Annotated in this window: 17 protein-coding genes; 5 read left to right on the top strand and 12 right to left on the bottom strand. The window is 68.5% G+C overall.

Annotated features, from left to right (window positions below):
• The first annotated feature begins 114 nt into the window (after positions 1-114).
• On the top strand, positions 115-891 hold the full coding sequence (locus tag AL2_RS19280) for an endonuclease domain-containing protein (RefSeq protein WP_157438243.1): 777 nt from the start codon (positions 115-117) through the stop codon (positions 889-891).
• 70 nt (positions 892-961) lie between these two features.
• Here AL2_RS19280 and AL2_RS19275 read toward each other — a convergent pair whose 3' ends face one another.
• Together AL2_RS19275 and drmD are read right to left on the bottom strand one after the other, a co-directional pair.
• Positions 962-4,987, bottom strand: a complete 4,026-nt coding sequence (locus tag AL2_RS19275) for an Eco57I restriction-modification methylase domain-containing protein (RefSeq protein ID WP_067635274.1) — start codon at positions 4,985-4,987, stop codon at positions 962-964.
• A gap of 1 nt (position 4,988) precedes the next feature.
• Complete coding sequence (gene drmD, locus AL2_RS19270) at positions 4,989-8,087, bottom strand: DISARM system SNF2-like helicase DrmD (protein WP_067635272.1); 3,099 nt, start codon at positions 8,085-8,087, stop codon at positions 4,989-4,991.
• A gap of 357 nt (positions 8,088-8,444) precedes the next feature.
• On the opposite strand from drmD, the gene AL2_RS19265 reads away from it, so the two are divergent.
• From AL2_RS19265 to AL2_RS19255, 3 genes are all read left to right on the top strand, one after another.
• The gene (locus AL2_RS19265; protein ID WP_067635270.1) at positions 8,445-9,068 is read left to right on the top strand and encodes a dihydrofolate reductase family protein; all 624 of its coding nucleotides are present in this window, start codon (positions 8,445-8,447) and stop codon (positions 9,066-9,068) included.
• 79 nt (positions 9,069-9,147) lie between these two features.
• Entirely contained in the window at positions 9,148-11,613 is a 2,466-nt protein-coding gene (locus AL2_RS19260) for an McrB family protein (protein WP_083946673.1), read from the top strand.
• A 74-nt stretch (positions 11,614-11,687) separates the two neighbouring features.
• On the top strand, positions 11,688-12,941 hold the full coding sequence (locus tag AL2_RS19255; RefSeq protein WP_168444539.1) for an McrC family protein: 1,254 nt from the start codon (positions 11,688-11,690) through the stop codon (positions 12,939-12,941).
• A 31-nt stretch (positions 12,942-12,972) separates the two neighbouring features.
• On the opposite strand, the gene AL2_RS19250 is transcribed toward AL2_RS19255, so the two are convergent.
• The 9 genes from AL2_RS19250 to AL2_RS19215 all read right to left on the bottom strand — a co-directional run bounded on the left by AL2_RS19250 (position 12,973) and on the right by AL2_RS19215 (position 22,179).
• Complete coding sequence (locus tag AL2_RS19250) at positions 12,973-13,215, bottom strand: hypothetical protein (RefSeq protein ID WP_067635268.1); 243 nt, start codon at positions 13,213-13,215, stop codon at positions 12,973-12,975.
• A gap of 12 nt (positions 13,216-13,227) precedes the next feature.
• A complete protein-coding gene (locus AL2_RS19245) occupies positions 13,228-14,133 on the bottom strand; it encodes a TrbL/VirB6 family protein (protein WP_174550859.1) in 906 nt (301 codons plus the stop codon).
• Positions 14,134-14,359: 226 nt separating this feature from the next.
• The gene (locus AL2_RS19240) at positions 14,360-15,385 is read right to left on the bottom strand and encodes an SRPBCC family protein (protein ID WP_218003678.1); all 1,026 of its coding nucleotides are present in this window, start codon (positions 15,383-15,385) and stop codon (positions 14,360-14,362) included.
• A 134-nt stretch (positions 15,386-15,519) separates the two neighbouring features.
• A complete protein-coding gene (locus AL2_RS19235) occupies positions 15,520-16,500 on the bottom strand; it encodes an NAD(P)-dependent alcohol dehydrogenase (RefSeq protein WP_067635265.1) in 981 nt (326 codons plus the stop codon).
• A gap of 104 nt (positions 16,501-16,604) precedes the next feature.
• On the bottom strand, positions 16,605-17,306 hold the full coding sequence (locus AL2_RS19230; protein WP_210747717.1) for a TetR/AcrR family transcriptional regulator: 702 nt from the start codon (positions 17,304-17,306) through the stop codon (positions 16,605-16,607).
• A 152-nt stretch (positions 17,307-17,458) separates the two neighbouring features.
• Complete coding sequence (locus AL2_RS19225) at positions 17,459-17,914, bottom strand: hypothetical protein (RefSeq protein ID WP_083946670.1); 456 nt, start codon at positions 17,912-17,914, stop codon at positions 17,459-17,461.
• An 85-nt stretch (positions 17,915-17,999) separates the two neighbouring features.
• Positions 18,000-18,332, bottom strand: a complete 333-nt coding sequence (locus AL2_RS36495; protein WP_157438242.1) for a hypothetical protein — start codon at positions 18,330-18,332, stop codon at positions 18,000-18,002.
• 191 nt (positions 18,333-18,523) lie between these two features.
• Positions 18,524-21,034: a multicopper oxidase domain-containing protein gene (locus AL2_RS19220; protein WP_067635263.1), complete on the bottom strand. Its 2,511-nt coding sequence runs from the start codon at positions 21,032-21,034 to the stop codon at positions 18,524-18,526.
• On the bottom strand, positions 21,031-22,179 hold the full coding sequence (locus tag AL2_RS19215) for a DUF8744 domain-containing protein (protein ID WP_067635262.1): 1,149 nt from the start codon (positions 22,177-22,179) through the stop codon (positions 21,031-21,033). Before AL2_RS19215 ends, AL2_RS19220 begins: the two co-directional genes overlap by 4 nt.
• 64 nt (positions 22,180-22,243) lie before the next feature.
• On the opposite strand from AL2_RS19215, the gene AL2_RS19210 reads away from it, so the two are divergent.
• The gene (locus AL2_RS19210) at positions 22,244-23,026 is read left to right on the top strand and encodes a DUF2249 domain-containing protein (protein ID WP_067635261.1); all 783 of its coding nucleotides are present in this window, start codon (positions 22,244-22,246) and stop codon (positions 23,024-23,026) included.
• 156 nt (positions 23,027-23,182) lie between these two features.
• On the opposite strand, the gene metH is transcribed toward AL2_RS19210, so the two are convergent.
• A complete protein-coding gene (metH, locus tag AL2_RS19205; protein WP_067635260.1) occupies positions 23,183-26,785 on the bottom strand; it encodes a methionine synthase in 3,603 nt (1,200 codons plus the stop codon).
• Positions 26,786-26,793: the final 8 nt, after the last annotated feature.

Raw genomic sequence — 26,793 nt, 5'->3', positions numbered from 1 at the left:
CGAGAGGTGCCCGATAGTCTAAGAAAACGGCCATTCCGGATTGCGGAAGCTCAGAGCGCCGGGCTGACCGCCAAGGAACTCCGTTCCTTGCAATATAGGCGCATATTCTACGATGTGTACGTCCAGTCTGATCTGCCCGATAACCTCGGGCTTCGCTGCGACGCGGCGAGGTTACTCCTTCCATCCGCCGCGGTCTTCTGCGGCGTGACGGCCGCACGGCTCTATGGCGTCCCGGTGCCTGACCGGGACATGCGCATCCACGCCGCCGTCCCGTCCGCCAGCTCAACGGTCCCCCGAATCAAGGAACTGCGGGTCCACAGCTACACCATTCCGCCAGCGCATCTGCGCCTGCGGGACGGCCGGCAGGTAGTCAGCCCGGAGCGCCTCTTCCTCGAACTCGCAGCGGCAGTGCCGCGCATGGACCTGATCATCGCTGGTGACCACATGCTGCGGCACGGGCTCACCACGCGATCACGGCTCAACAACTTCCTCAACGAGGACTGCTACAGGCGTCGCGGGGTCAGACGGTCCAGGTTCGCGATGCCGCACCTGGACGAGAAGAGCGACTCGCCACCAGAGACGAGGCTGCGGATCCTCATCGTGGACGCGGGCCTCCCTCGTCCCGTCGTCAACCAGGACGTCGTCACCGAGCGAGGCGTCTGGCTCGCTCGGCCAGACCTCTCGTACCCGGCGCTCAAGATCGCGATTCAGTACGAGGGCGCTCACCACCAGCAGGACTACAAGCAGTACAGCTACGACATCGAACGCGACGGGCGTCTGATCGAGCATGGCTGGATCGTCATTCGCGTCAACAAGGACGGCCTGTTCCGCAGCCCGAGGACCGTCCTCAACCGCATCCGAAAGGCCATCGCCGACCGCTCCCCCGCCTGACCCCCATCGACTTGCGGCGTGTTGCCCTTATAGGCGTCCCCATAAGGGCAACACGCCGCAGATCAACGAGTCAGAAGAGCCCGTCCTGCTCACTGGCTTTTGGGCGCTTCTTCCCCTTCTTGTCGTGCAGGCCGGCCGCGACCTCGGCCGCATACCGCTCATGGTTCAACTCAAGCAGCCGATCCACGAACTCCCGCCACATGACATGGCCAACGGTGTACCGCGTATCGCGTCCGATGTTGTGGTGCCCGTGGTCGAGCTGCGCGATCAGATCGTCCCACCCATACGCCCGACACACGGCTTTATCGATCGCTTTGTGTATCCCACGCAACTGTGCGATATCCGTATCGCTGCACTCCGGGTCGTGGACGAGGTTGTATGTCTTAGTCAGACCAGCCTGACGCGCCAGCATGACGTCCGCCCGGAACTGATCGAGCTTAGCCCCAAGCTCCCGCATCTCCTGCGTCATTTCCGGCAACGGCAACGTCTCGAAGACATCCGAGGGTGTATAACGGAGGTCCGCCTTCATTGAAGAGGCTCGCGATACTGCCCACCAGTAGTGAGCTGAACTACTCAGCAGAGCCAACATCGCAGTATCGTCTGTCGGAAAGACTGCGAGAGAGTCTGAAAAAACCTTACCCGTCCGAGTCGAAATAGGCATCACGGTTTTACTGACTCGCGTGATCACAATCACTCGGCCGAGACCGGCGATCGCTTCTTCCAGTTCGGGACGCTGACGGAAGAATCTCCACCAATATCGACGCCCATATTCATCTTTTTGCTTCATCCGCTCAGGTCTAACCTCTCTGGCCACCTGAGCAAAGCAGTCAATATATTGGGCCGCTTGATTCTCAGGCCAGTCATGGAAGTTGATGATCCAGCGACTGGGAGAGCAGTCTGCCCGTGTGTTCACATCTTGGCCGCTAAGATACGGGAAAATGACGTCACGATTCTGAACGTCATCATGAATAAGCCCATGAGCCCGCTCTTCACTCATAGTGAATCCCATACCCATGGCGTACTGGCCGATATAGACCCTGCCATAATTGGAGGCTAGAGGCCGGGCGGGGCCGTCGATCCTTGATCCAGGAGCCAACGATGAGTTGATCCTGAGCACAGCCGTACCGTCTACTACCCGTCTCGCGGTCTTGCCGAGAGTAGCCGCACTCGTCCATACCGCACAGTATTCAAGCACCGCACCTTTCGACGGCCACGGCTTGGACTTAATCGCCTGCCGAATCTCTACCCCTTTAGCGACTACTTGATCTAGCCCGACCTCCCGAGTATCCCCCTGGGCAAGGGTATTCGTTGCAATAAGACCCGTCTGACCGGAAGAGCTAATCAAATGATGCGCTCTCAAAGTGAAATAGGCGATCAAATCCGCGTGTCCACGAACACCTAGCCCGAGAGTATTCACGATGTATTCTCTATAGGCAGTCCCGGCGACCCCGCTAATTTTCTTTCCACCAAGGAAAGGTGGGTTGCCGATGATGGCGTCAAAACCACCCTGTTCGAAGACCTCCGGAAATGCGAGGGGCCAGTGAATTGACTCACGCTCGAAGGCTCCGTCCGGCCGGTCGGTACGGAGCCACAGGTTGAGTTGGTCACGCGCGGCGAGTTCCGCTGCCTCGTCACCGGACTCCACCTTGAGTGCTTGGGTCACGGCTTGCTTGGAGGCTGTGTCCAGACCTGCCGCTTCTCTGCTGGCGTAGGCCAGGGCCGCGGCGGTGGTGAGGTCGGCGAGGAGGCGGGCGCGTTCGGTGTCCTTTTCGACCTCGGCGAGCATGGCGCGCTTGGCGGCCAGCTTGTCCAGGTCGGTGCCTTCGATGGCGACGAGTTCGCGGCGCTTCTCAGCGACGCGGCCGACCAGTTCTCGAATGCCCGTGGTCAGGTTGAAGAGAGCGCCGTCGTCCTCGTGCAGCTTCCGGCCGGCCTTGGCGTCCATGTGCATGACTTCGAGCTGGTCGAGTGACGTGATGCCCAGCAGCGAGTCGCCGACGATGAGGCGGTCGTCCAGGAACGTGAAGGGCTTGTGCGGGTCCATGGAGACGAGCCACAACGACAGCTTGGCCATTTCGACGGCCATCTCGTTGATGTCCGCGCCGTAGAGGCAGTGCTCGATGATCTGGCGGCTGGCGTCGACGGTGACCGGGTCCGCTTCGGCATCGGCGGCCGTGGTGGTCGACTTGCCCTTGTAGTCGCGGACGCGCTCATCGCCCTCGCGGACCCACGCCTCCACGAGCTTGTCACCGAGGTAACGGCAGGCTGCCACCAGGAACGCAGCCGAGCCCATGGCGATGTCGGCGACCTTCAGCGACAGGATCTCGTCTGAGGTCTTGAGCTTCCACTCATTCTTGTCCGCCGTCTGCAAGGGGCCGGGCGAGTAGACGAGCGGCTCCAAGGCACCTTCGACGACCTGCTTGGCGAGGAAGCTGGGCGTGTAGTGGGTGCCGGTGTTCTTCCGCAGCGACGACTCTGTGACGTACAGGGCGTCCGTCAGAATCACCACGGGCAGGTCGCGGAGGTCCGTGCGGATGAGGTTGAAGAACGGCAGCAGGCGTTCGGTCAGCGGGTAGTCGCCTCCCGTGACGGCCAGGAGCTTGCGCTTGGCGTCCTGCTCTTCGGCGTCCGAGAGGGGCGCGAGTCGCTTCTCAAGCGCCTTGGCGGAGCCGATCCGGGAGTCCTTGTATTCGGTGGCGAGCTTGGCAGCCAGCGACGGGACGTCCGGGCAGGCGGCGGCGATTTCCTCCAGGGTGCGGAGGGGAACCTCTTCTTCGAATCCGGCCTTGCCGATCAGGCCGACGTAGGTCTCGTCCGCGTGGAAGCCCTCGAAGGAGAGCAGGCCCTCGTAGACGTATCCGATCTGCTCCACGTCGAGGGCGGCGAAGGAGAGCCTGCGGCGTTCGCGGCTCTTCCCGGTGCCGATCTCGACATATTGAACCGCCTGGAGCATGTGCAGGACGGTCCGGTCGTCGATGGTGTGCGGGAGCCACGCGTACGTGTCCGGGTTGAAGATGGAGCCGTCGTGGGCGTGCATCTTCATCTCGGGGTGGTCGACGCCGTAATACACCGCGTTGAACAGGGCGAGGAGGCGATGCCAGCCGGTGTAGGTGTGTTCGAGGTCGTCTTCGCTGCCATCCAGTGCACGTTGTTCGAGTTCGGAGCAGAGGAGGCCGGCGGAGTAGGCCGTCCGGTACAGCTCCTTGTCGGCGGGGAGGAGTCCTCGTTCCTCGGCGAAGAGGAGGAACACCACGCGCATCATGACGGCGACGGCGCCCCGGTAGACCTCGTGGGCGGACACGTCCGCAAGGCCCCGACCGCCCTGGGCGACGTCGGCGGTGTGGGCGCGTCCGATGGCGGCGACCAGCAGCTCGACGGCCTGGCGGACCTGGACGCCGAGAGCCTCGGTGATGTCCTCCTGGTTGTCCTTGCTGACGTCGAGGAGGCGGACGAGCGTCTCGTCGTCCGGGACGGCGAAGAAGCGGGCGCGGTTCAGGATCGACACGAAGGCGCGGACGACGTCGCGTTCGGCGGCCTCGTGCCAGTTGACCGCGTCGAAGACGGCTGTGGTGGTGACGCCGCCGCGCGGGGCCCAGACGAGCGCCCACCAGCGTCCGTCGGTGGCGAGCCCGAGCTGGACGTCGTGGTGGCGGCAGAGCTGGGCAAGCCGGTCCGCCGACGTCGCGGCCCACTCCGAGTCCTTGATCCGCTGGGTGGGGCGGTCGTCGCTGATGAGGCCGAGGAGCCGGACGTTCTTCGCGTCCGCGCCGGGGGTCGTGCCCGGTTCGAGGAGGGCGAACGACGGGGTGACCGCGGTGTCGTGCTCGGGGACGTCCATGGACAGGGCGTCCAGGCCGGTGAAGTGCGCCGCGTCGTCCCAGCCGAGGAGTTCGGTCAGGACGTAGTCGATCCACGGGCGGCCGGGGAGGGCGGCGTGCTCCTGGCGGAGGCGTTCGCGGGCGCCCTTGTCGAGCGCGTCGAGGGCAGGCCAGACGCGGCGGAGGACGGGGACGCTGAGGAACGGCCCGGACACGTCGATCAGGCTCAGCCAGTCGGCGTGGTTGAAGTCGTCGCTGTGGCGTGGGAACCGGGCCATGTCAGATCGCCTCTCGCTTCGGGACGACGAAAACGACCGCGACGGGGAACGAGTGCGGTTCGGGGCTCGCGTAACGGGACTCGATCTGCTGGAGTTCGAGGTCCTTCTCGTCCGACAGGCGTTGCAGGCGTTCCTCCCAGGAGCGTCGGTCGTTCTGGTACTGGCGGATCTCCTCGCGGCTGCGCGCCTCGATCATGGAGAACATCGCGTCCGCCTCGTCGCCCAGGGCGAGCTGGCCGCGGAGACTCTCGGCGAACTGCTCGATGTTGGCGGTGATGCGGCGCGACTCGGCCTCGCGGCGCTGGTCGAGGCGGCGGGCCAGGGACTCGTGCCGGGTGTCCGCCCGCCACTTGATCGCGGCTTCGAGGCCGGGGCGCAGCGACTCGAACCGCTCGGCGAGGCGGGCCTGGATGCGCGGAGTCGCCGACGTTCCGGCGGTGAGGGCGCCGTCGAGGAAACCGCCGAGGCGGGTGAGGTTCTCCAGGCGGCGGAACCGTCCGCCGTCCGGGGCCCAGCCGCCCGCGTACAGGACCTCCTCGTGGAGGCGGACGCCGTCCGCGCCGACGAGCACGAACCGGGAGAACGCGGCGACGAGCGTCGTCTCCAGCTCCGGGTCGTCGCTGACGACGGCCGTGACACGGTTCAGGTCGATGCGGTCGTTGGACACGGCGGCGCGCAGCAGCCGCGTCGACATCGCGACGAGCGGATGCCCGAGGTGGGCGAGGACGACATCGTCCCGGTCCTTCGCCGTCTGCTGGCTGAAGGTGACGGGGAGCTGGCGGGGCGGCCGGCCGTCCGGCGGCAGCTTCTCGAGCAGCCCGGCGGACGCGCGCTCCCACGACCCGGTGAGGACGGGCACGTCATAGACGCCGTCGTCGGGGTCGACGGCCTTCTTCAGCGGCTGCTGGCGGGCCAGTGCGAGCGCCGTGTCGACGACGCGCTTCACGCCGTTCGGGGTGATGCGGAGTGCGCTGACCGTCTCGTCCAGGTTGTCGCGGAGCTTGCGGACCTGGTCACCGACGTTGGACTCGGACGGGACCCGTTCCTTCTTCGCGGCCCTGGCCGTCTCGGCGTCCACGTCGACCTGCTCGCCGAGGAGGCGGCGCTGGACGGCGTCGGCGAGGACGGGGTTGACCGACCCCAGGTCCTCCTTCTGCTGCACGACCTTCTTCGCGACGCGGGACAGGAACTCCAGGTCGGCCTCGTAGGAGTCGACGGCCTTGTCCCAGCCGGTGCCGACGAAATGGCGGATCTCGGGGGTTTCCTTCTGGCCGTAGCGGTCGATGCGGCCGATCCGCTGCTCCAGCTTGTTCGGGTTGAACGGAATGTCGTAGTTGACGAGCCGGTGGCAGTGGTTCTGCAGGTCGATGCCCTCGCTGGCGGCGTCCGTGGCGAGCAGGATCCGGACCGGATGCTCGTGCGGCGCCTTCTGGAACGCGAGCCGCAGCTTCTCGCGGTCATCGGTGTTCATCGCGCCGTCGAGCTCCGCGACGCGGTCGCCGCCGAGGCCCTGGGCGCGGAGGAGTTCGCGGAGCCAGTCCTTGGTGTCGCGGTACTCGGTGAAGACGATGACGCGCTCGTTCGTCCAGTCGCGGCCGGGGCGGCAGACCGACTTCAGGTACTCGATGAGCTTGAGGGCCTTCGCGTCCGGCTGCGCCTCGTGCGCCGCCGCCCAGTCGTGCATGCGCTGCAGAAGAGCCAGCTCGTCGTCCCTCGTCTCGACGAGCGGGGTGGTGAGGGTGAGGGCGTCGGACTCCGCCTCGTCCAGGGACTCGTCATCGAGGGTGGCGACGTCGTCGAAGAAATCCTCCAGCCACTCGTCCTCGGGCGGGAGGCCGTGCCGCGACTTCGACCTGAGCGTCTCCATGTAGGCGGCGACGGTGTGCGCGAACGCGGCCGGGCTGGAGAACAGGCGCTTCTTCAGCAGCAGCGTCACCAGGTCGGCGGCCTTGCGCCCGCGGGTCTGGTTCAGGCGCCTGCGGCGGGCCTGCGCGAACTCCTGGAGCAACCGGTGGATCTCGCGCTCGTCGTCGGGGTAGGCGACCGGGATCTCGCGGGCGTCGCGCTCCTTGAAGCGGGGGCTGCCGCCCTCGATGATCTGGCTTTTCAGGCGGCGGACGACCGTGTCCCTGACGGCGGAGTCGTCGGGCTTCACGCCGCGCGCGAAGCGCTGGTCGTCAAGGATTTCGAGGAGCGCGGTGAAGCTCGCCTGGTAGCCGTTGTGGGGGGTGGCCGACAGGAACAGGCGGTGCGTGAAGTGCTGCGCGAGGCGTCTGATGAGCTTCGTCTGCTGCGAGTCGATCGCGTAGATCTGCTTGGGCGCGGCGGGGGCGACGTGGTGCGCCTCGTCCAGGATGAGGAGATCGAACGTGCGCGGGTAGGTCGGGCCTCCAGCCGGGAGGACCTCGTCCAAGAGCCGCTGCGCCTTCGCTCCCCGCAACCACGGCAGCGACACGATCGCGTGCGGGTAGACCTCGAACGGGTTCGCGGCGCTGCCGTGCGTCCGGCGGACCTCGGCGCAGCGCGCGGAATCGATGATGGTGAAGTCGAGGCCGAACTTCTCGGCCATCTCGTCCCGCCACTTCACCGTCAGGCCGGCCGGGCACACGATGAGGATCTTGCGGCCGCGCTGGCGGAGCAGGAGCTCCTGCGCGACCAGGCCCGCCTCGATCGTCTTGCCGAGGCCGACGTCATCGGCGAGGAGGAGGTTGACGCGGGGCGCGTCGAGCGCGCGGGCGACCGGTTCGAGCTGGTAGTCCTCGATGGCGACACCGGAACGAAACGGAGCCTGGAGCGTCTTGACGTCGGCGGACGCGACCGCGCCCCAGCGGACCGCGTCCAGGAACGCGGCGAGGCGCTCCGGGGAGTCGAACTTGCCCTGGCCGACCTCTGGGAGGGAACCGGACGGGAGTGTGCGGCGGCCCGGCTCGACCTCCCAAATGACGGAGAGCGTGTCCCCGTAACGTCCGTCCTCGACGGACTGGAGGGTGACGAGGGTGCTCTTCTGCTGCTCATCGATGGTGCTCACGACCCAGCGCTGCCCCCGCACCTGCACAAGGGCACCGGGCACGGGACGCTCATCGGTCACAGTCGACGGCACCGCGGGTCTCCTTCAGTGGGTCATGAGCTGCTGCTACTTGTTAGCACAGGGGGGGTGAGGGCCACGCCGAGCGTCGTCCCGATCCGGCCGATGCGGTCGAGCCACCGTACGGCATCTGGATATATCGCATCAACGGACAGACATCTCGTGTAGTCCGTACACATCGGCCGGATGCGGTCATGTGAGGACGGCGCCGGGGCTTTCGCGGACGGTACCGACCGGAGGAGCCGGCCGACCCGGCGGCTACTGCGGGAGGCGCATGAGGCGGGGAAGCCTGGTGGCGTCGCGGCGATGAGTCTGCCGACGCCCGCAGGTCTATCTTCCGACCGAGACAACCGACTCATCGGGGAGAAGGACATGGGTCTCATCCACATCGAACTGTTCACCACCCTCGACCTCGTCGGGCAGGCACCCGGCGGCCCCGACGAGGACCCGGAGGGGTTCCCGTTCGGCGGCTGGCAGGCCCCCCTGCTGGACGAGGTCGCCGGGGCGCAGATCAGTGCCGCGTACGACGGAACGGACGCCCTGCTGCTCGGCCGGCGGACGTATGACATCTTCGCCGGCTACTGGCCGCACCAGGAGGACGGCGAGATCGCCACGCTGTTCAACAGCGTCCCGAAGTACGTGGCATCCCGCGGCAAGCCCGACCTCCCGTGGGCCGGGTCCACGCAGCTCGGCCCGGATCTGGCCGGCGCGGTGCGCGAGATCCGGGACCGGCACGAGCACGTGAAGGTCGTCGGGAGCCTGAACCTGGTGCAGACCCTCCTGCGCGAGAAGCTCTTCGACCGCCTCGACCTCTGGGTGCACCCGATCGTGCTCGGCGTCGGGAAGAAGGTGTTCGACAATGGCGCGGTGCCCACGAACGTCACACTCCTCGAACCGCCTGCGGCAGGCCCGAAGGGCACCGTGTACCTGCGCTACGCGCTCGCCGCAGGTACCCCCGCGACCGGAGACATGAGCACCGTCGAACACAACGCCTAACTCAGGGAGTGTCGCAAGTCGGTCACGAAATCCATGCACGGGTTGAAGTCACCCGGCTTCATGCCGCTACCAATGGAGTATGGGTACCGGGCTGAGCGTCACCATCAACGAGACCCCTGACGGGCGCCGCATCGTCCACTACGACGGGCAGTCCTATGAGCTGACCTCCTCGTCCGGCGAGGTGATCTGCCCAGCGAGCGACGGGACGGCTCTCCATCACAGCCGGACCTGCACGCACATGGTCGGATACGAGAACGGGTGGAAGATCTATCCCGATCCGGATCGGAACCTGTGGCGGCGGCTCTCGGAAACCGCCCCAGCGGACGACGTGCGGGGGCGGCAGGCGTTCGCGGAGGCGGCCGGCCTGCGCAACGGTGCGGGCCGCCCGATCTCCAAGGTCTGCCAGACATGCACACTCGTCCCGCTCCCGAGCGTTGGCGGTGTCGCAACGCCCGCCAAGCCGCTGTCGACGGCCCTCGCCGAGTTCGACCGCTCCGACCTTGCGACCGTCATCGCCGAGGCGGACGCAGAGATCTCACAGGTGGTGCGCGACTTCCCCTTGGACGCCTGGCCGACCATGCCCCTGGAACGGTATGCGCTGGGGACGGACGTTTACCAGGATTCCTTCTGCCACCGCATGGAGTTCGGCACACTTGGGCTGTGCAGCATGAGAGGCGGGAGCGCCGCCAAGCACATCATCTTTCGGCGTAAGAAGGAGGGCGTATGGAGATACCCCTCCGAGTACGGCGATGAGCAGAGCGCCTGGGAGAACGTGAGGGCGGGCTTTGTCGAGGCATTTGAGACCATCCAGGCTGGACGGCTCAGCGAAATCGACACCATCGACTCGATCCGCCCAGCGCCGGCGCTGACGGCCAAGGCGATCTCCTGCTACTTTCCCGGCACCCTCATCCCGGTCACAAGCCGCGACCATGTGCGCGCGTTCGTCTTCCATCTGTCCGGAGAGAAGTCCAACCTGGACGCGTTCGCCGCACACGAGCGGCTCAAGCAGGTGATCGATGACGACGGGCGCTTCGACGGATGGCACCCCTACGAGATCGGGAGATTCCTGTACGGGTGGGCCGACCCTCGTCCGCCCACCCGGACAATTCTCAAGATCGCGCCTGGTGAGAACGCCAAGTATTGGGACGAGTGCCTCGCGGACGGGTACATCTGCGTCGGCTGGGAAGACGTCGGGGACCTGAGCGAGTACAACTCGGAGGAAGAATTCCGTACGGCATTCGAGGAGGCCTACTCCAGCGAGTACAAAGGCAATAGGAGCAAGATTTCAGCGAAGGCCAACGAGGTGTGGCGGCTGTACCAGTTGAGACCGGGTGACCTGGTCGTGGCCAACAAGGGCACCAAGGAGGTCCTCGGGGTCGGGACGGTGACCGAGGAAGGCTACAGGTGGCGTGACGAACGCACGGCCTTCCAGCACACCGTCTCCGTCGACTGGGACACCGATTACGCGCAGACGCTGGCCAAACCGCAGAAGTCATGGGGCACGGTCACCGTCGCCAAAGTCTCGGCGGAGCTGTGGAAATCCCTGCAGCCGTCCGGGGGCGACGATCGACCCGAGAACAGGATCGTCCCCGCGGACTCGCTGTTCACCGAGATCGCCGGGCTTCTCGCACGCAAGGGACAGGTCGTCTTGTACGGGCCGCCTGGAACCGGGAAGACGTACACGAGCCTGCGCTTCGCGCTCTGGTGGCTCTCGACCCAGATGCCGGACATGAAGGTGGAGACGCTCGCCGAATACGGCACAGCCGGGTTCCGGCGTGCCTTGGAAAGCTTCCACAAGGCCGGATCCCTGACGCAGGTGACGTTCCATCCCGCATACGGATACGAGGACTTCATCGAAGGATTCCGTCCGGACGAGGACGGTGGCGGCGGGCTGCGGCTGGTGCTGCGGGACGGGGTATTCAAGCGGGTGTGTGAGACCGCCGCGGCAAACCCCGAACGGCCGTACCTGCTGCTGATCGACGAGATCAACCGGGGCGACATCCCGAAGATCCTCGGGGAACTGATCACGCTGCTGGAGCCGGACAAGCGGGGCATGCAAGTCACGCTGCCGTCCGGCAAGCGCTTCGCTGTGCCGTCCAACGTCTACCTCCTGGGGACGATGAACACTGCGGACCGCAGCATCCGGCTGCTCGACTCCGCGCTGCGGCGCCGTTTCGCGTTCCATGAGCTGCTGCCCGACACCGACGTCCTCGACGGGCAGAAGGTCGGGGAGGTGGATCTCGGGTTGCTGCTTCGGGAACTCAACCGCCGGGTCGTCAAAGAGCTGGGGCGGGAACGGCAGATCGGGCACTCGTTCTTCATGCCGGGCGGGGAACCGGTGGACAGCGAGGCCGAGCTCGCGGCCATCGTCCGCACCGAGGTGATGCCATTGCTCCAGGAGTACGCCTATGACGACTATTCGATGCTGTCCCGGTTCCTCGGGCAGGAGATCGTGGACGTGCAGGCGCACACCGTCGCCGGGCTGAGCGACGAGCGGCTCGTCGAGGCCCTTTCCACGGAACTCCAGGCGAACGCGGGCGAATAGTGGAGCCGATCGAGCTGGACGAGTACGGGCGGCGCCGGGTGCGGGGTGTCCGGCCCGGCCCGGCCGACCTCGCCGTGGCCGAGTCCGAGGAGGTGTCGAAGCGGGTCACGCTGCGCTGGCTGCAGGGCGACACGCTTGAGATCGAGGCCGGGTCGCATGTAGGTGTGGTCGAGCTGGAATGCGCGTCCATACACGTCCGGCCGAAGCTGGTGGGCTCCGACCTCGGTGTGCTGCAGATGCTCGACTATGCCGCCGGGTTGGACTCACTGCGCGATCTGCCGCTTCTTCATCGGCTCGGTAGCGGGCTTCACCTACGCGACCTCGTCTGCCTGCTGCTCACGCAGGAGTGCGACAGGCTGCTTCGGCATGGGTTGCGGCGCGACTATCTGCGGCGTGAGGAGGCGCTGCCGGTCGTCCGGGGGCGGCTGCTGGCGGACCGGCAGGTGATGCGGCGGTTCGGGATGCTCGACCGACTGGAGTGCCGGTACGACGAGCGGAGCGCCGACATCCTCGACAACCGGCTGTGCGCGGCGGCCCTGCGGGTCGCCGCGCACACTTGCGGGAACCCCGACGTGCGGAACCGCGCCAGGCATCTCGCCGCCGACTTCGATGCGGCTTGCACGCTCGGCGGCTTCGACGCCCGCGCGGCCGCGGACCGCCTCACCTACGACCGCGGGAACGAGCACTACCGCACCGCGCACCGGTGGGCCCTGATGCTGCTGGGAGGAACATCGTTCGCCGGCCTGTACGCGACCTCCGGCGGCACGTCCCACGCCTTCATGATCGACATGAATCGGCTGTTCGAGGACTTCGTCACACGGCTGCTGCGAGACGCCTTCACGGGATCCGATGTCGCCGTCCGCGCGCAGGAGTCTCTGCCCGGAGCCGTGCGCGGGGAGACTGCTTCCTACACGTCGATACAGCCGGACGTGCAATTGGTCCGGGGGCACGGGGCGAAGTCCCGGCTATGGTCCGTGGACGCCAAGTACAAGCTCTACGCGGAAAAGAAGGTCGCGACCTCTGACTTGTACCAGAGCTTTGTGTACGCGCAGGCCACCAGCCGCTCGGAGGAGCCGCCGACAGCGTTCATCGTCTATGCCGCCGACCGTGACATGCAGGCGAGGACGGTCAGCCTGCACCGCCACGATGGGGACGTTGCGGCGCGGGTGACTTATGTGGCGGTCAACGTTCCGAAGGTGCTGCGGCAGGCCGATGCCCGGCAGACGCTGTTCGACGAGTTGCGTAATCTGCTGCCTGCGGCTGCCGGGCCTTGTTTCTTCGTCCGCGACCCTAACGGCCGAGTGGTCAACGTGCTCGGTCACCGCTGAGGCACTGGTCACGGCGGACTTGCCCCTGAATTCAGCCCGGTGCTTCGGGAAGTAGTTTCGCTTCGATGAGGTAGTCGATGTGGACGTCGCGGTAGGTGACGTTCTCTTCGACCTCGTCCGGCAGATTGGTTCGTTTGCTTCCGGACGTGGAGTCGTCCGCGGCGTCACCGGTGAACACCACCGAGTTTTCAGGTGCGACGTCGAAGCGGAGTTCGTCGGCCTTTATCTTGGCCGAGAAGCGGATGTCCACCGGCAGTTGCTCATCATGGTCCATGGCGGTGCCTCCTCACCCGGACGACCGGAGCACGCGGAGGAGCGCCCGTCCCAGGTCGCGCACGGACTCCTCGGTCTCGTGAAAAGCGTCCTGGAGTGCGGTGGCCTCTTCCTCCTGTTCGGTAGTGGAGGTGTCTGGCTCATCCTCCTTACGCTCGCCCTCCGCCGGTGCGGAGGCCGCATTGGCTTCCTCGCCGTCACCGGTTGCGTCCTCGCCGTCACCGGTTGCGTCTTCGACCTTCTCTTTGGTGTTCTCGCCCAGGTCGCGGGCTGCCGTGCCGGCACCAGCACCGACGTCCTTGACCGCGTCCCCGGCCCCCGTGCCCACATCGCGGACGGCACCACCCGTTCCCGCGCCCACGTCGCCGACGGCACTTCCGGCTCCCCGACCGACGCTGTCGACCGCACCCCCGGCACCGCGGCCCACATTCTCGACAGCCCCACCGGCACCGCGCCCGACGTCCTCAACCGCGCCTCCGGCACCACGGCCAACGTCCTCGACAGCACTGCCGGCGCCGCGGCCCACGTCCTCGACGGCACTGCCGGCGCCACGGCCCACGTCCTTGACCGCACCTCCGGCACCGCGGCCCACCTCGCCCACTGCGGTACCGGTTCCGGCGCCGATGTCGCGCGCCGCCGCCTCCACGCCGCGTCCGATGTGCTGCAGGATTTCCGGATTGCGGTCGAGCGTGGTCAGCACTCGGTCGACGATGACGGCCACGTTGTCCAGCCGGACGTCGAGCTGTGCCTGTGCCTCGACTCCCTTGATCTCCAGCTTCACTCTGCCGAGGAAGACGTCCGCGCCGACGTTCAGCCTGAGCAGGTCGAGTACCTGGGCGACGAGCGAGACGTGCGCCTCAAGGTTCTCCACCTCCAGGGAGATCTCCTCGACTTCGAGCTGCGGGACGTCGAGGTGCACGTCCGGCCCATCGCGGAAGTTCGGCCGACCGGGCGGAGGGGCGGCACCATTGGCCGGACGCTCCGCCGCACGAGCCGGCTCGCTCCGCCGCCGCTCGGGCTCTGGCCTGCCAGACGTGCCGCCGTCCATCGCTCCCCCCGAGTCTCGGCCGGTCTTCTCCGCGTCCCGACTCGCTACCCCACGCCGACCAGAGGAAACGTCACCGGCGACGCCCTGGTCGCGGAGGTCAGGCACTGCTGCTCTCGACCTTCTCTCCGGCGCCGTCTGCCTGATCCTGACCCTCCTCCTGCTGGTCCGCCTGCTCCTGGCCCTCCTGATCCTGCTCCTGGCCACCCTGGTCTGGGGCCTTGTCCGCCTGCTCCTGGCCGTCCTGGTCCTGCTGGCCCTCCTGTTCCTGCTGGAGGGCCTCCTCGTGGGTCTTGACGACCTCGCCGTCGCGGATTTCGCCGCGCCAGCCCTCGGTGTCGTCCTGGTTCAGAAGGGTCTGGGTCATCATGTGCCGCTTGATGTTCTTGAAGTCGAGGCGGAGGCGGCGTCCCTGGGCGCGCCACAGGTTCGCGGTCTTCTCGAAGAAGCCGTCCGGGTGGTACTCGGCCACGATCAGGACGCGCGTCATAGTCGGAGCGAGTTCGTGGAACGTCACGGCGCCGTCGACGTAGCCCTTGGCGCCCTTGGACTTCCAGACGATCCGCTCGTCCGGGACCTGCTCGATGATCGTCGACTCCCAGCTGCGATGGGACAGGAAGATCTGCGCACGCCAGTTGATCTTCTCGTCGGACTCCTGCTCGACGCTCTCGACCTTCTTGGTGAAGCTCGGGAAGTCGGCGAACTGCGTCCACTGGTCGTAGGCGACCCGCCGGGGCAGGCCCACATCGAACTCCTCGATGATGTTGATCACCTTGGCACCGCCGCCGCCCCTGCCCTTGCCGCCGTCGCCCCCGGCGCCCACGGCCTTCTTCACCTTCTCCTTCGCGCCGGTCACACCCGCGGCGACACCGGCCTTGAGCGGGGAGCCGCCCTGGGCGATCTTCCCCACACCGGCGGCCGCCATCTTGGAGCCGGTCCCTCCACCGTCGTCAGCGGCATCGTTCAGCCGTTGGGTCAGGCCCTCCACCTGGCCGCTGGCCTTCTCAAGCGTCCGCACCATGAGCGCTTGGCCCAACTCCCGGACGGCGTCCTTGAGCTGCTCGACCGGGAGTTCCGTGGCCTTGGCGTTGCCGCGGTCTCCGGTGTCCGTCTCCGTCACGGTCACCACTTCGCTTCCTCGTTGACGTCCCTTCTCACTCAGACCCCATAGCCCCACACACCAGAACGAAACGAGCTAAACGACCCCCGACCAGGGAAAACGAAAGATCTACCCGCCGTATACGCGGAACGGGGAGGTCGTCAGAAGGTGATCGCGACCTTGCCTCGGGCGTGGCCGGGCTCGATGTAGCGCAGCGCGTCCGGGATCTCGGCGAACGGGAAAGTGCGGTCGACGACGGGTGTGAGCTGTTCCTTCTCCATGAGCTCCGCCAGGTACCGGAGGTCGGCGGAGTTCGGTTTCCAGCTGACGGTGGCGATGCGCTGGCCGACGAAGGGGGAGGCCAGCTTCCCGCGGAACTGCTGTGCGGCGGGCCCCAGCAGGCGGCCGCGGGCCGCGGCGATGCCGCCGACGAGCACGAGCGTCCCGCGCGACGTCAGGGGGCGGCGCAGCTCTCTCAGTGACCGGTCGCCCACGATGTCCATGAGCAGGTCGTATCGTCCGGCACGGTCGGTGAAGTCCGCACGGGTGTAGTCGACGACGTCATCGGCGCCCAGGGAGGCGACGAGTTCGACGTTGCGGGTGCTGCACACGCCGGTGACCTCGGCTCCGAGCGCCTTGGCGAGCTGGACGGCGAACGTGCCGATCCCGCCGGACGCCCCATTGACGAGGACCCGCTGACCGGCGGCGATCCTCCCGGCGTCCCGCAGCCCCTGCAGCGCGGTGTGCGCGGCCATCGACACCGATGCCGCCTGCTCGAACGTGAGCCGGGCGGGTTTGAGGGCCAGCCTGTTCCACGGGACGGCGACGACCTCGGCGAACGAGCCCAGCCGGACTTCGCCGAAGACCTCGTCCCCCGGCCGGAGGCCCGTCACCTCGGCGCCGGCCCGCTCGACGACGCCGGCGAGATCGGCACCGAGGATCAGGCCCGGCTTCGGGCGGCGCAGTCCGTTGGCGAGCCGCGCGAGCGCCGGGTCGGCTCGCACATGGCGCCAGTCGTAGGGGTTGACGGACGCGGCCCGCACCCGGACGAGCACCTCATCGCGGGCGATGCCGGGCTCGGCGACGTCCTTGAGGGTCATCACGTCGGGCGAGCCGTAGCGGTCCCAGCCCCAGGCTTTCATCGCGGTCGCCCCTCCGATGTCCGTCGTACGACGTAAGGTTGTCATACGTCGTAAGGTAAGCATACGGCGTAAGGCAGTCAAGAGCGGGTGGCGGAGAAGGGACGTCAGGAACCGGCGACGCGGCGCCGCTCCAGCCCCTCCAGGATCAGGTCGAGCGCGAACTCGAACTCGAACCGGGCGTCGCAGAAACCGAGGGTGCCGTCCGGGTCGTCGTGGGCGGCCATCATCCCGGCGAGGTTCGGGAACTGGTCGGCCAGCTGCTCCAGCATCGCGGGGTCGTCGTTGCCGCCGCCGTCCGTCTGGAACAGCTCCTGGGTGAACCCGAGCGCGCGGCTCCCCAGGACGTGCAGCGCCCGGTGGGCCAGCTCGAAGGAGAACCCGCCCGCCCGCAGAATGCCGACAACGCGGTCGTAGTAAGCGGTGATCAGCGGGCTCATGGCGCCACGGGATTCGAGCACCCGCGGTGCCCACGGATGGCGCAGGAGAACCTCCCGGGCAGCGAGGATCCGCGCACGCAGCAACGCCCGCCAGTCCTCTTCCGGGGCCGGAGCGTCAACCTCCTCCACCGCCGCCACGATCTCCCCGAGGACCACCTCGACGAGACCATCGAAGACAGCCTCCTTGTTGGCGACATGGTGGTAGAGCGACATCGCCTCGACCCCGACCTCATGCGCCAGCCGGCGCATGGTGAGCGAGTCGAGCCCGTCCCGGTCGGCGAGCCCCGCAGCGGCCCGCAACACCCGCCTCCGGCTCAGCGGAATACGAGCCCGCTCAGCCACCCCGTCGACGTCGCTCCCCGGGATCACCCATCCCCCTCCTGCCGACTCCACCCATACACAGTAAGCCTCCCCGTCCAACGATGTCCGGGCTGCCCGCCCAGCACGGAGAGGGGCACAGGGATAACCGTCAGACGACATCGGCCCCGCCCACGAGCGCGGGCGGGGCCGGAGCAGAACGGTCAGTCGAGGAGGTCTTCGGCCTTGTCGATGACGGCGGCGCGCTGGACCCAGCGCTCCAGCTGGTCGGTGTCGGTGCAGCTCTCGACGCGCTCACGGACCTCGTTGGGAACGGCGATCCCGCGAGCCTTCAGGACCAGCAGGACCGACTTGGCCTCACCTCTGGCCTCGCCCTTGGCCTCTCCCCTGGCGATGTGGTTCTTGGCGAAGTCCGATTCCCATTCGTAGTCGGCGGTCTTCACGATCTCCTCCAGGAGCTTGCGGGCGGCGGCGGAGAACCGCGCCGTCAGGTAGTCATGGTACAGGTCGCCGGTGTCACCGGAGAGGCTGTCGATTGCGGCTGCCACGCTGGTCACGACGGCTTCGGCGTGCGGTCCGTCGGCGTGGGCGGGGGCGCTGAGGACGGCCAGTTCGGGGAGTCGGCGGGCCTGGTCGGGGTCGGTGATGGGGGGCAGCATCCCGGGGTGAAAGGTCAACGGCCTGAGCACCCATCCGGGATGTCCCATGTCGATCGGCTCGGCACAGCGCCGAGCGCCCGCCTCGTTACGGCAGAAGACCAGCAGGCTCACCCCGGCACTTGCGGCGGAGCCGAAGCAGCGCCACGTAGGCAGGCCAGCTGAAGTGCTTCTCCTCATCGAACCTGAGCTGGGACTCCACGATGACGCCGTGGCCGGGCTTCTTGGGGTCGTCCAGGAGGACGGTGGCGTCGCAGCGCGACTCGGCCGGGTTCAGGCCCGCGAAGGACTCCGAAGTCACCGTGGCCTTGGCGTCGTTGCCGGGTATGTCCAGCCCGAAGACGGTCCGCAATATCGTCGGGGCGAGCTGCGGCTGGTTGCGGAACATCTCCAGCGGCAGCTCGTGATCGGTTGACGGCATGACGAGCAAACTACCGGTAACCGTCCCCTCTCTTAGCGTTAAAGTCGCCTGTGCGCGGGCCATTTGACGAGTTAGTCAGGATGGGCCGTTCCCGCTGGTCATAAGGGATACGACAAGGCGTCTTCTTTGCCGGTTAGCTACGATTTTGTGGGACCAGGCGGTCTTCTGTCTCTGCGGGCAGGGTGATGGCATTACTCGGTCACCTTGAGGATGCCGTGGGCGCCGGATTCGCCGTGGCGCATGTCGTGGTCGACGAAGGGGTAGTGGCCGGGTCCGGGGACGACGGTTTCGACGAAGCCGCCCTGGCCGGGGGCCAGGTCCAGGATCTGGGCGCCGCCGGGGTCGCCCTTGCGCAGCAGGTAGGCGCCCTCCTTGTAGACCGTGTCGAACTGGGCGCCCACGATGTGGAACGCGGTGCTGGACGACGGGCCGGCGTCCACCACCCACACCCGCACCCGGTCCCCCGACCGGGCGGTCAAAGGCGCATGGTCGTAGCCGGCGGCGGTCCCGTTGAACATCCACGCGTCCGGGCGGCCGTCGCGCATCTTGGCCACCTGCTCCGCGGCGCCGGGCTGCCCCAGGTACAGCTCGCCCTGCACCAGGACGTACTCGCGGTCGACCGAGGGCAGATCGGGCGGGTCGATGACGACCGCGCCGTACATGCCGTTGGCGATGTGCTGCAGCATCGGCATGGTCGAGCAGTGATACAGCCACGCCCCCGCATGCTCGGCCTTGAACCGGTAGGTCAGCCGCTCCCCCGGCCCGATGGTGCGCATCGGCACATCGGGGGCCAGGGTGCTGGCGTGGAAGTCGATGCCATGGCCCATGGCGGTGTCGTTGACCAGGGTGATGACGAAGACATCACCGATCTTGCCGCGCAGCACCGGCGCCGGGACGCTGCCACCGAACGTCCACATCGTCTGCCGCACCCCCGGCGCCACCTCCAACTCCCGGTCGGTGGCGTGCAACTCCAGCCGGTGCTCCTTCGCACCGGGCGCCGGCTTGAGAGCCGCGTCATACGGCTTCCAGCCCGGGGACGGGTGCGCCGCCATGTCGAGCTGCCCGGTCCCCATCGCCTGATGATCCATCGGCGCCATCGGCGACTCGGCCGACGACCCCGCCGTCTTGATCTGCATGGTCATCCCCGCCGCGCGGTGACCGGGAACGGTGCACCAGCCATCGATCGTCCCCTTCACCGACGGCACCGTCAGCGTCGCCGACTCCCCCGGATCCAGCAACGGCGTCGCCTGCCCCGACGCCAAACGCAAATCGTGCTGCATCGCATCCTTGTTCGTGACGCGCAACACCAACCGCGTACCGGGAGCGGCCTCGATCGTCCCCGGACGGATGCGCATGTTGGCCAGACTCACGTCCACCACGCGCGTCCCCGACGCGGCGACCGTCTGAGGGGACGAGTCGCGGCCGCCGCCCGCCGTCACTCCGACTGCCAGCGCGGTGAGCAGAACGCCGGCCGCGAGGCCCGCGATGACGGGAGACGGACGGTGGGAGCGAAGGATCGTCGCGACCGCCAGGAGGATGAACGCGGCCAATGCTGCGAGGACGACGATCCACGCGGCCCGCGAAGCCCATTCCGGCACCGGGAGGACGAGCAGCGGCACCGCGAGGTTGATCGCCGCCACCCGCACCGGCCAGACGCGTTCGATCAGCGCCGAGTTGGCCTTCAGCGCGGCCGGTCCCCCGCCCAGGACGACGGGCAGCAGGAACGTCAGGGCGCCCAGCAGGGTCTGCCCCACGAACCCGACCAGCACCAGCGGAAGCAGCCCGGTCAGGCTCTGCCTGGACGCGTCCACGAGCAGGGTGACGGCGAACCAGGCGGTTCCGGCGGCGAGCATCCAGGACGCGGGGGTGTGCGGGCGGCGCCGGCGCAGCGTCCGGACGAAGGGAACGAGGGCCAGCGCGGCGGCACCGGCGTACACCAGAAGACCCGCGACGACGACCCACCGCAACCCGGCGAGCAGGCCGCCGACCGCGACCGCGAGCCCCGGCACGGCGAAGCGGAGCGACCAGCGGGCGATCTGCCCCACGCCGTCCACCATGCGGGTGCGCAGCACGGTCGGCCACAGCGTGAACAGCGTGCCCAGCACGGCGAGACCGATCCAGCCCAGGATGTTGACCTGCGCGTGCGCGGCGTGCATCCGCTCGTGCCAGTCGGACGGGACGCGCTCGGACGCCATCAGCCCGCCCAGCGTCCCGCCGATGATCAGCGCGGCGCCGGCCCACAGGTACCAGGAGACGACGTGCGCGAAACGTCCGCCCAGGGCGCCCCGGCCCCGCAGGGCGAGCACGGCGACATGCGCGGCGACGGCGCCCACGACAGCGGCCGCGCCGCCGACGGCCAACCAGGGGAATCCCTCGGAGACACCGCACAACACCGCGACGATCCCCGCGTTCAGCACCGCCAGACGCGTCACCGGCCACCAGTCGGGCGGAGCCGGAACGCGCAGCAGCGCGGAGGCGAAGTGCTCCGTCCAGGTCACGATGGCATTGGTCACCGCGCCCAGCAGGAACAGGTGGATCAGCAGCCATCGCGGGACAGGCAGCTCAGGCTGGATGAAAGCGGCGACAACGGTCAGCGCCAGCCAGAGCAGCACCACCCCGTTGGCGACGGCGTGCCACACGGACCGCGAGCGGCGCGGCGCCGGGGGCGGGCCCACCTTCGGGCGCACACCGATGGACGTCATGTCCGTTCCCTTCCGTGCGGGCGGGGCGCGGCCCTTCTCGCCAGCCGCGATGCCGCGAAAGCGCAGACGCCGAAGAGCAGGAGCGACACCTCGCCGAGCACGCCCCCGGTCGTCCGCGCGAGCGAGACGCCGGCCAGATCACCCACGACCCGCACCACGAGCGACGCGTGCAGCAGCGCCAGCGGCACGTACAGGATCGGGTGGTAGGGCAGCGGGACCCGCAGGACGGCGGGCAGGATCACCGGCGCGTGCCCGAACACCATGGAGATCACGAAGCCGAGGAACACCGCGTGCAGGGCGGCGTCGTAGAAGCCGGTCGACGCGGGACGTCCGGCGGCGAGCCAGATCGCTCCGGCGAAGGCCAGCCACGCGTATCCGGCGAGCAGGCAGGCGGCGGCGAAGCGGGGCAGCCCGTTGCCGCGGATGGTGCGGCGCGTGACGTCGTTGAGGGCGAGCCAGCCGGCGAGCGCGACCATGCCGAGGCCGGTCAGGCGCCAGCCCGGTTCGGACCACCACACCGAGACGGCCGCGCCGGCGGCGAGCAGCGCCGCCGCGGCGACGAGCCCGTCGGCGGTGCGGCGCTTCAGGAAGGCGACGCGCGCGAGTTCGAGGCGCTCCCCGGCGATCGTGAGGATGAGGAACGCGGCGAGCCACGGGACGATGTCGCCGACCGTCCGGCCGCCGATCCACAGCATGCCGCCGACGTACCAGGCGGCGGCCCCCATGATCTGGACGGCGAGGTCGCGTCCCGTCCGCCGGCCGAGAACTGTGATGTATATCGCGATGAGCCAGCCGCCGGCGGCGGTGAGCAGCAGCCGTCCGGGGACGGTGAACCCGGCGGCGGTGACGAGGCCGCCGGCCGCGGCGAGGGCCGGGGACGCGTAGGCCCAGGGACGGCCGAGGGCGACGGCGCGTTCGAGGGAGATCAGCGTGCCGAGGAAGCCGAGGGCCATCAGCGGCCCGTGCTGCTGCGCGAACGACGTGCGCGGCAGCGGGACGTCGAGGCCCAGCAGGCCGAGGGCGCCCCAGAGCGCGACGAGCAGGGTCAGCAGCGCGCCGGCCAGTAGCGGGAGCCGGCGCGCCGCCAGCCGGGGTGCCGCGGCCCGGGGGTGTCGGTCGCGTACCCCTGTGACCTGATTCTCCATGCCCGCTATTATAAATACAAGTAGTGTTGTAAAAAACAGGCCCGGCACGAGGAGTGCAGTGCGCATGACCACATCGACCGCGAGCCCGCAGCAGGAGACGGTGCGGGCCATCCTGGACCACCACGAGCGGCTCGGCCGGACCCTGGCCGACCACACGCTCACCATCGCCCGCGCCGTCGACCAGCTCACCGCCCCGTACGCGCGGCGCGACAAGCTCGTCGCGTTCCTGAAGGAGGAGATCGTCCCGCACGCCGCGGCGGAGGAGGAGACCCTCTACAAGGCGGCGGAGGACCTGCCCGAGGCCCGGCTGCTGCTGCGCGCGATGCTGCGCGAGCACGTCGTCCTGCGCGAGAAGGTCGGCGTGCTGGAGGCGGCCCGGACGCCCGCGGAGACCGTCGCCGCGGCGGCCGTGGTGAACGCCCTGTTCCAGTCGCACCTGGAGCGCGAGAACGACCAGATCCTGCCGGCGCTCGTGGACGCGGGCGTCAACCTCGGCGCGCTCCTCGAAGGGATGCACGACATCCTCGGCGAGGGCGGCGGCGCGTCCCACGACGACGGGCACGACTGCACCTGCGGCGGCCACGAGGCCTACCCCGGCGTCCCGGGCGCCACCGCCGAGGTGGCGGAGGGCGAACTCGACGTGCGCGTCCTCGCCCACGGCCAGCGCCACCAGCAGATCTTCGCGACGTTCGAGGCCCTGGCGGCCGGGACGGCGTTCGTCCTCGTCAACGACCACGACCCGAAGCCGCTCTACTACCAGTTCGCCTCCCAGTACCCCGGCCAGTTCACCTGGGACTACGAGGAGGCGGGCCCGGAGGTCTGGAAGGTCCGCATCACCCGCGGCTGAGGACATGACGCGGCTGAGGACATGACAGTGCGCTCGGCCGTGCGGCGCCCGGGAGCGCCGCACGGCCGAGCGCACTGTGCGGAACGGCGCCGCTTCGAGCGGACGCACGAGCACGCCTGACGGCCGCGGCGCGGTGGCCGTCAGGCGTTTTCCCGTCTACCTCGGGTCGTAGGACAGGTTGGGGGCCAGCCAGCGCTCGACCTCCGCGACGGGGAGGTCGCAGCGGGCGGCGTAGTCCTCGACCTGGTCCTTGCCGATGCGGCCCACCGTGAAGTAGCGGGACGCCGGGTGCGCGAAGATCAGGCCGCTGACGCTGGAACCGGGCGACATCGCGTAGGACTCGGTGAGCTTCATGCCGAGGCGGCCGGCGTCCAGCAGGTCGAAGAGGGTCCGCTTCAGGCTGTGGTCGGGGCTCGCCGGGTAGCCGAGGGCCGGGCGGATGCCGCGGAACTTCTCGGCGTGCAGGTCGGCCATCTCGGGGGCGGCGTCCGGCTCGAACCAGGCGCGGCGGGCCTCCAGGTGGATGTACTCGGCGAACGCCTCGGCGAGCCGGTCGGCGAGGGCCTTCACCATGATCGCCTTGTAGTCGTCGTTCTGCTCCTCGAACTTCGCGGCGAGGTCCTCGGCGCCGAGGATCGTCACCGCGAAGCCGCCGAGGTGGTCGCCGGACGGGGCGATGTAGTCGGCGAGGCACCGGTTCGGGCGCCCCTCCGGCTTGGACGTCTGCTGCCGCAGCATCGGGAAGCGGGCGTCCGGCAGGACGATGTCGTCGCCCTCGGAGTGCGCGGGCCAGAACGCGTAGGCGCCGGACGCCTCGAACGAGCCGTCCGCGACGATCTGGTCGAGCAGCTCGTTGCCCTCGTCGAACAACTCGCGGGCGACGGGCTGGTCGAGGATCGCCGGGTACTTGCCCTTCAGCTCCCAGGCCAGGAAGAAGAATTGCCAGTCGATCATCTCGCGGATCGCGGCGATGGGCGGCTGGACGATCCGCGCGCCCTCGAACGCGGGCGTCGGCAGGTCGGTGAAGTCGACCTTCTCGCGGTTCGCGCGGGCCTGCTCCAGGGTGAGCATCGGGCGGCGCTGCTTCTTCTCGTGCTGCTCGCGGAGCCGGGCCTGCTCCTCGCGGTTCGCGGTGGCCAGCGCGGCGGCGCGGTCCTCGTCGAGCAGGTCGGAGACGACGCCCACGACGCGGGACGCGTCCAGGACGTGCACGGTCGTCGCCTCGTAGGCGGGCGCGATCTTCACGGCGGTGTGCTGCCGGGACGTGGTGGCGCCGCCGATGAGCAGCGGCAGCCGCATGCCGCGGCGCTCCATCTCGGCGGCGACGGAGACCATCTCGTCCAGGGACGGGGTGATCAGGCCGGAGAGGCCGACGGCGTCGGCGTTCTCCGCGATCGCCGTGTCGAGGATCTTCGCGGCGGGCACCATCACGCCGAGGTCCACGACGTCGTAGTTGTTGCAGCCGAGGACGACGCCGACGATGTTCTTGCCGATGTCGTGCACGTCGCCCTTCACGGTCGCGAGGACGATCTTGCCCTGGCCGCGGTCCTCCGTGACGCGCCCGGCGCGGAGCGCCTCCTCCTTCTCCTTCTCCATGAAGGGCTCCAGGTAGGCGACGGAGCGCTTCATCGCGCGGGCGCTCTTCACCACCTGCGGGAGGAACATCTTGCCGGACCCGAACAGGTCGCCGACGATCTTCATGCCGTCCATCAGCGGGCCCTCGATGACGTCGAGGGGACGGGCGGCCTGCTGCCGGGCCTCCTCGGTGTCATCCTCGATGAAGTCGACGATGCCGTGGACGAGGGCGTGCGAGAGGCGCTGCGCGACGGGGGCGTCCCGCCAGGAGAGGTCGACCTCGCGGACGGTGCCCTTGCCCTTGACGTTCTCGGCGAAGGACACGAGCCGGTCGGTCGCGTCCGGGCGGCGGTTGAACAGGACGTCCTCGACGAGTTCGAGCAGTTCGGCGGGGATGTCCTCGTAGACGGCGAGCTGCCCGGCGTTGACGATGCCCATGTCGAGCCCGGCGCGGACGGCGTGGAACAGGAACGCCGAGTGCATCGCCTCGCGGACGACCTCGTTGCCCCGGAACGAGAACGACAGGTTGGAGATGCCGCCGCTGGTGCGGGCGCCGGGGCAGCGCTCCTTGATCCGCGGCAGCGCGTCGATGAACGCCCTCGCGTAGTCGTTGTGCTCCTCGATGCCGGTCGCGACCGCGAGGACGTTGGAGTCGAAGATGATGTCCTCGGCGGGGAACCCGGCCTCCCGCGTGAGCAGGTCGTAGGCGCGCCCGCAGATCTCGACCTTGCGGTCGGCGGTGTCGGCCTGGCCGGCCTCGTCGAACGCCATGACGACGACGCCGGCGCCGAAGTCGCGGATGCGGCGGGCCTGCGCCAGGAACGGCTCCTCGCCCTCCTTGAGGCTGATCGAGTTGACGACGCCCTTGCCCTGGACGGTCTTGAGCCCGGCCTCCAGCACGCTCCACCGCGAGCTGTCCACCATGATCGGGATGCGGGCCACCTCGGGCTCGGTCGCGATCAGGTTCAGGAACGTGGTCATCTCCTGCTCGCTTTCGAGCAGGTCGGCGTCCATGTTGACGTCGAGGAGGTTCGCGCCGCCGCGCACCTGCTCCAGCGCCACGTCCACCGCGGCCTGGTGGTCGCCCGCCTCGATGAGCTTGCGGAACCGCTTGGAGCCGGTGACGTTCGTCCGCTCGCCGATCATGATGAAGCCGGTGTCGGCGCCGATCTCGAACGGCTCCAGGCCGCTGAACCGGCTCGCCTTCGCGGGCCTGGCGACCTCGCGCGGCGCCACGCCCCGGACCGCCTCGGCGATCTTCGCGATGTGCGCCGGGCCCGTTCCGCAGCAGCCGCCGACGAGGTTGACCATGCCGGACTCGGCGAAGTCGCGCAGCAGCGCGCTGGTCTCCTCGGGCGTCTCGTCGTAGCCGCCGAACGCGTTCGGCAGGCCCGCGTTCGGGTGGCTGGCCACGTAGGTTCCGGCGATCCGGGCCAGATCCTTCACGTGCGGGCGCATCTCCTCGGCGCCGAGGGAGCAGTTCACCCCGACGACCAGCGGCTCGGCGTGCTCGATCGACCGCCAGAACGCCTCGACGGTCTGCCCGGACAGCGTCCGGCCGGAGAGGTCGACGATCGTCACCGACACCCATAGCGGCAGGTCGGGGGCGACCTCGCGGGCCGCGGCGATCGCGGCCTTCGCGTTCAGCGTGTCGAAGATCGTCTCGATCAGCAGCAGGTCGACGCCGCCCTCGGCGAGGCCCGCGATCTGCGCCGCGTAGGAGTCCTTGACCTGGTCGAACGTGACGGCGCGGTACGCGGGGTCTTCCACCCGGGGCGACAGCGACAGGGTGACGTTGAGCGGGCCGACGGAGCCGGCGACGAACCGGCCCTCGTACTCGTCGGCCGCCTGCCGGGCCAGCCGGGCGCCCTGCACGTTCATCTCGTGGACGAGGCTCTCGAGCCCGTAGTCGGCCTGGCCGATGCTGGTCGCGGTGAACGTGTTGGTCGTGGTGATGTCGGCGCCGGCGTCGAGGTACTGCCGGTGGACGTCGAGGATCACGTCCGGGCGGGTCAGGTTCAGCAGGTCGGGGTCGCCGGTGACGTCCTTCGCGTGGTCGTCGCCGATGCGGTCGCCGCGGTAGTCCTCGGGCTTCAGGCCCGCGCCCTGGAGCATCGTGCCCCAGGCGCCGTCCAGCACCGCGATCCGCTGCTCCAGAAGCTCGCGCAGATTGGTGTGAGTCATAGGTTTCC

The sequence above is a fragment of the Actinomadura latina NBRC 106108 genome (assembly GCF_001552195.1).
In the GTDB taxonomy this organism is placed as follows: domain Bacteria; phylum Actinomycetota; class Actinomycetes; order Streptosporangiales; family Streptosporangiaceae; genus Spirillospora; species Spirillospora latina.
This window is presented reverse-complemented; position numbering and strand designations above follow the sequence as displayed.

Excerpts from the sequence above, each read along its gene's own strand:
- AL2_RS19260 (WP_083946673.1), top strand. The coding sequence starts at position 9,148 with ATGGGTACCGGGCTGAGCGTCACCATCAACGAGACCCCTGACGGGCGC.
- AL2_RS19225 (WP_083946670.1), bottom strand. The coding sequence starts at position 17,914 with ATGCTGCCCCCCATCACCGACCCCGACCAGGCCCGCCGACTCCCCGAA.
- AL2_RS19215 (WP_067635262.1), bottom strand. The coding sequence starts at position 22,179 with ATGGAGAATCAGGTCACAGGGGTACGCGACCGACACCCCCGGGCCGCG.
- metH (WP_067635260.1), bottom strand. The coding sequence starts at position 26,785 with ATGACTCACACCAATCTGCGCGAGCTTCTGGAGCAGCGGATCGCGGTG.
- AL2_RS19210 (WP_067635261.1), top strand. The coding sequence starts at position 22,244 with ATGACCACATCGACCGCGAGCCCGCAGCAGGAGACGGTGCGGGCCATC.
- AL2_RS36495 (WP_157438242.1), bottom strand. The coding sequence starts at position 18,332 with ATGCCGTCAACCGATCACGAGCTGCCGCTGGAGATGTTCCGCAACCAG.
- AL2_RS19265 (WP_067635270.1), top strand. The coding sequence starts at position 8,445 with ATGGGTCTCATCCACATCGAACTGTTCACCACCCTCGACCTCGTCGGG.
- AL2_RS19250 (WP_067635268.1), bottom strand. The coding sequence starts at position 13,215 with ATGGACCATGATGAGCAACTGCCGGTGGACATCCGCTTCTCGGCCAAG.
- AL2_RS19275 (WP_067635274.1), bottom strand. The coding sequence starts at position 4,987 with ATGGCCCGGTTCCCACGCCACAGCGACGACTTCAACCACGCCGACTGG.
- AL2_RS19220 (WP_067635263.1), bottom strand. The coding sequence starts at position 21,034 with ATGACGTCCATCGGTGTGCGCCCGAAGGTGGGCCCGCCCCCGGCGCCG.
- AL2_RS19235 (WP_067635265.1), bottom strand. The coding sequence starts at position 16,500 with ATGAAAGCCTGGGGCTGGGACCGCTACGGCTCGCCCGACGTGATGACC.